Annotated in this window: 1 protein-coding gene; it reads left to right on the top strand. The window is 47.4% G+C overall.

The window, feature by feature from the left end; translation table 11 throughout:
* The coding region (locus AC0LWM_RS32375; RefSeq protein ID WP_474679164.1) for a reverse transcriptase domain-containing protein at nucleotides 1-834 on the top strand (834 nt) is incomplete at its 5' end.
* Nucleotides 835-944: the final 110 nt, after the last annotated feature.

Genomic DNA, 944 nt, shown 5'->3' with positions numbered 1-944 from the left:
CACATCCGACGCGCCGTAAAGAAGGGTGTTTATTGGGTGGTCGACATCGACATCACGGGCTACTTTGACAACATCCCACACGAGAAGTTAATGATGTTGGTAGAACAACGCATCTGCGATCGCCGTATCCTAAAACTGCTTCGCCAATGGCTAAAGGCAGGTTTCGTGAAAGATGATCAGTTTCACGAGACGGAGATTGGCAGTCCGCAAGGTGGAGTCATCTCTCCACTGCTGGCAAACATTTACCTCAACTATCTGGATAACATCTGGGAGAAAAAGTTCAAAGAGACCGGGACACTGGTGCGATATGCGGACGATCTTGTCGTCCTATGCAAAACCAAAGAAAGTGCGATGGAAGCCATTGATGTGCTCAAAGCAGTGTTTCAAAAGCTGGAGCTCCAGATGAACAAAACCAAATCCAAACTGGTCAACCTATGGGGGGATAAAGAGGGATTCGATTTCCTCGGCATGCACCACAGGAAAATACCCAAGATGGTAAAGGGGAAAGAAACGCACATTCTTCGAAGCTATCCGTCGAGAAAAGCGATGAAGAAAATGCGTCAAGCGGTTAAAGAGGTGACGGAACCAAGAAACAGACTGTTCTGGACAATGAACCGAATGGTAAAAGAACTCAATCCCAAGATACAGGGATGGAAGAATTTCTACAGCCTCGATAGCTTCGCAGACACATTTCTGAACAAGATCGACTGGTACATCCGAAAGAGACTGATGCTCTTCTGGAACAAGAAGCATAACCGACGAAAGAAACACAGCAAATCCAGTCTAGCCGGAGCTGCTGCTGAGCTCGCCGGACTTAAGAAACTTGCAGCTTAGAGAAAGTACCGCAATGCACAAGGAAGAAGAACATCGGAAAGCCGGATGAGGGAAAACCTCACGTCCGGTTTGATGAGGAGGGGCTGAATTACTCAGCCCTTTACTCTACT

It is taken from the genome of Paenibacillus sp. sgz302148 (genome assembly GCF_056120465.1).
Note: the sequence above shows the minus strand (reverse complement) of the source record. Positions and strands in the feature narration are given on the sequence as shown.